We start from the raw sequence: 3763 nt of genomic DNA, 5'->3' as shown, positions 1-3763 counted from the left end.
CGTCCTGCTGCACCTGTACCGGGTGGCAGCCGGGCTCGACTCACCGGTCGTCGGCGAGCCGGAGGTTCTCGCCCAGTTCCGTCACGCGATCGACGCGGCCCGTACGGCCGGTGCGATCGGTGGGAGTCTCGGCAAGTTGCTCGAGAGCGCGATCAGCGCCGGCCGTAGCGCTCGCAGAGTCCTTCCCGATACCGCAGAGGGATCGCTTGCGGCCGTTGCAGCCAAGCTCGTCACCGGTACGACAGAAGTCGCGGTGTTTGGTGCCGGGGCGATGGCCCGGGCCGCGACGGAGGCGCTCCGGACCAGGGACACGGAGGCTCCCCTCGTCACCGTCTATGCGCGCCGGCCGAACGAAGTCCGATTCGAGTCGGATCACGTTCGCCATATCGAGCATGCTCCCGAAGCGTTGGCCACGATGCCGGTGGTCATCTCCGCGACTGCGGCGAAACGGGAGCTCTTCGGGCAGGACGTGCTGGCACGGGCACTCGAGCAGAGAACCGGCGACCTGCTGTTGATCGACCTCGCGATGCCTCCCGACTTCGCTCCTGCCCAAGACATGCAGAAGCTCACGTACGTAAACCTCGACGCCCTTGCGGCGCGGGCACGCACGGAGCAGGTGTCGGCCGACCTCGAAGCGCTGGTGGCAGATGCTGCTCGTCAGAACTGGGCGCGTCTCGAGAATCGGCAGGTTGCAGGACCGGTGATCGCAGCAATTCTCGCCGAGGCGGAGGCGGCGGTAACCGAGGAGGTCGAACGATTCGCCCCGAGGATCCAGGCGGCGGACGGACGGCCCGACGCCTTGGTCAAACAGCTCGCCGAAACGGTTGCGCACCGCGTCCTGCACCGTCCACTGTCCTACCTCGGCGCGGGCACGCGGGGAGCGGAGGCGGCCGAACTCCTCGCGGAGATCTTCGGTGCAAAGGATGCGTGAGCTCCGTATCGCGACGAGGGCATCCGACCTTGCGGTGGTGCAGGCGCGCGCCGTCACATCGATGTTGCGGACGGTGGCACCCGGAATCGAGACACGCCTGGTCATCGTTGAGTCGACGGGAGATCGTGACCGGGTCTCTGCGGTGACGGCGCTGACAGAGATGGGGGCATTCGTGCGGTCGGTCCAAGCGGCCGTTCTCGATGGTCGGGCAGATCTCGCGGTGCACTCGCTCAAAGACCTACCCACAGACCGGCCGGAGGGACTGGTCATTGCAGCCTATCCCGAGCGCCGCAGCCCGTACGACGTGCTCGTTGGCGCTCCGCTCGATCGTCTCGAAGAAGGAGCAGTCGTCGGGACGGGCAGCCCCCGTCGGGTAGCCCAGATCCTCGCACTTCGACCCGACCTGCAAACCGTAGAACTACGCGGCAACGTTCCAACCCGGATCCGGCGGGTCCACGAGGGCGAGGTCGCAGCAGCGGTGCTCGCCGAGGCCGGTCTCTCTCGGCTTGGACTGACCGAGGCGATCACACAACGGTTCACCGTCGACGAAATCACGCCGGCTCCGGGCCAGGGTGTTCTTGCCGTCGAGACTCTCGCCGATGGGCCCGCCCGCATGACCGTGGGCGCCATCGACGATCCGAGCCTGAGGCGACTGGTCGAGGCAGAGCGCCTTCTGCTCTCGGCCACCGGAGCGGGGTGTCGGTCGGCTCTCGGTGCATTCGCCTCGAACGGTGAACGAGGGCTGGCCTTGGTGGCTTTCGTCGAGGACGAACTCGGACCGCGCCGCGCCACGGTCCACGGCGAGACACCCGCGGCAGTCGTCACCGCGGCACGGAAGGAGCTTGGCCTGTGAACAAAGTCGGCATCACCACCGCCGCTGAACGCTCACCGAGGGTCGAGGCGATCTTCGCCGCCGCAGGACTGCGACCGGTCCGGCTGCCCTGTGTTCGCACCGAGGCGGTCTCGGCTCGTGTGATCGACGACGTGCGAAGAAACGCTGATAGCGCCGACCTCGTCGTGCTCACCTCGGTGACAGCCCTGAACCTCCTCTGGGGTGAGCACGCCCCGGCGGTTCCGGTAGCGGCCGTCGGCTCCGCAACCGCGGCAGCCGTCACGGAACGAGGCGGGCGGGTGTCGGTCGTGGGCAGCTCGACGGGCCTGGCCCTCGCAGCCGAACTCGATGCTCCCGGGCAGCGGGTCGTATTCCCGCACGCGCAGGGGACGGACCCCGAGACGCTTCGCCTCATGGCGTCGAAGGTTGGAAGCCTCGAAGCAACACCGGTGTATCGCACTATTCCGATCCCGCCGCAGAATGATTCGGTCGACGCCGTAGCCTTCGGCTCCCCGTCGGCGGTACGAGGGTGGGTGTCGGCTCGTTCGTTGGCTGACCTGGTCGTGGGTGCCATGGGTCCGCGTACGGCCGGACAGGTCGAGAGCCTGGGCGGATCGGTCGACGTCATGCCGGAGGTTCCACGGTTCGAGCTGTTGGCGCAGGCCCTCTCCGCCCGTTTGGAGGTGCACGTATGAGTTTCCCAACCGTCCGTCCTCGGCGTCTTCGGCGCACCTCGAGGCTGCGAGAAATGGTGGCAGAGACAAGACTGTTTCCTATTCGATTCGTGCTTCCCGTGTTCGTTGTGCCCGGAAGCGGGATCGAGCGGCCCATCCGATCGATGCCCGGCCACGCACAGCGGTCGGTCGACAAGATCGTGGACCTCGCACACGAGGCTGCCGACGCAGGCGTGGGAGGCATGATGTTCTTCGGCATCCCCGAGACCAAGGACGAACTCGGTTCGTCGGCATGGGATCCACGAGGACCCGTTCCGGAGGCCATCCGGGCGGTGAGTTCGGCCGTTCCCGACCTGGTCACGTGGGCCGACGTGTGCCTTTGCGAGTACACCAACCATGGCCATTGCGGACCGTTACGCGGCAATGAGGTCGACAACGATGCCACCCTTCCTCTGCTCTCGAAAGCCGCGCTCACCTACGCCGAGGCCGGTGCGGACATCGTCGCACCTTCCGACATGATGGACGGTCGGGTCGGGGAGATCCGGTCGGCACTCGACCAGGCAGGACGCTCCGACATCGCCATCTGCTCGTACGCCGTCAAGTACGCCTCCGCTTTCTACGGCCCGTTCAGGGACGCTGCAGATTCGGCCCCGGCGTTCGGAGACCGGCGCTCGTACCAGATGGATCCGCGCAACGCGAGAGAGGCGCGTCGGGAAGCTGCTCTCGATGTGGAAGAAGGAGCCGACATGGTGATGGTCAAGCCTGCCGGGCCATACCAAGACGTCATCCGCGACCTGCGAGACCGAATCGACCTTCCAATGGCGGCATATCAGGTGTCCGGTGAGTTCTCCATGATCGAGGCTGCGGCCGCCAACGGATGGATCGACCGGGACAGGGTGATCCTCGAATCGCTCGTCGGGATTGCCAGGGCGGGCGCAGACGTGATCCTCACCTACTTCGCGATCGACGCAGCACGGATGCTCGGGGAGCAATGATGGACACGCTGTGGGATCGAGCCAGGGCAGTCATGCCAGGTGGCGTCAACTCGCCGGTGCGGGCGTTCGGCGCCGTTGGTGGGACTCCCCCGTTCATCCTCGAAGGAGACGGCGCTCGCATCCGGACGACCGGCGGCGAGCAGCTGATCGACTTCATCGCGTCGTGGGGAGCACTGATTCTCGGCCATGCCCCGGCCGACGTCGTTCGCGCCGTTCAGGACGCCGCAGCCGCCGGCACGTCGTTCGGCGTTCCTACTCCTGCCGAGGTGGAGCTCGCCGAACTGATCGTCGACATGGTGCCGTCGGTCGAAATCGTCCGGATGGTCAACAG

General features: G+C 66.7%; 5 protein-coding genes. All 5 read left to right on the top strand.

The genetic code is table 11. The features are described 5' to 3' along the window. Nucleotides 1–931: hypothetical protein (locus GWP04_12340; GenBank protein ID NIA26332.1), on the top strand; the 931-nt coding region annotated here is incomplete at its 5' end. Then, complete coding sequence (gene hemC, locus GWP04_12335; protein NIA26331.1) at nucleotides 924–1784, top strand: hydroxymethylbilane synthase; 861 nt, start codon at nucleotides 924–926, stop codon at nucleotides 1782–1784. The genes GWP04_12340 and hemC, both read left to right, overlap by 8 nt. Beyond that, nucleotides 1781–2458: a hypothetical protein gene (locus tag GWP04_12330; GenBank protein NIA26330.1), complete on the top strand. Its 678-nt coding sequence runs from the start codon at nucleotides 1781–1783 to the stop codon at nucleotides 2456–2458. Before hemC ends, GWP04_12330 begins: the two co-directional genes overlap by 4 nt. Continuing rightward, nucleotides 2455–3432: a porphobilinogen synthase gene (gene hemB, locus GWP04_12325; GenBank protein ID NIA26329.1), complete on the top strand. Its 978-nt coding sequence runs from the start codon at nucleotides 2455–2457 to the stop codon at nucleotides 3430–3432. The genes GWP04_12330 and hemB overlap by 4 nt, the downstream gene beginning before the upstream one ends. After that, nucleotides 3429–3763 (top strand): aminotransferase class III-fold pyridoxal phosphate-dependent enzyme (locus GWP04_12320; GenBank protein NIA26328.1); only part of this gene is annotated, 335 nt, incomplete at its 3' end. The genes hemB and GWP04_12320, both read left to right, overlap by 4 nt.

Source organism: Gammaproteobacteria bacterium, assembly GCA_011682695.1.
Lineage (GTDB): Bacteria > Actinomycetota > Acidimicrobiia > Spongiisociales > UBA4744 > BMS3Bbin01.
This window is presented reverse-complemented; position numbering and strand designations above follow the sequence as displayed.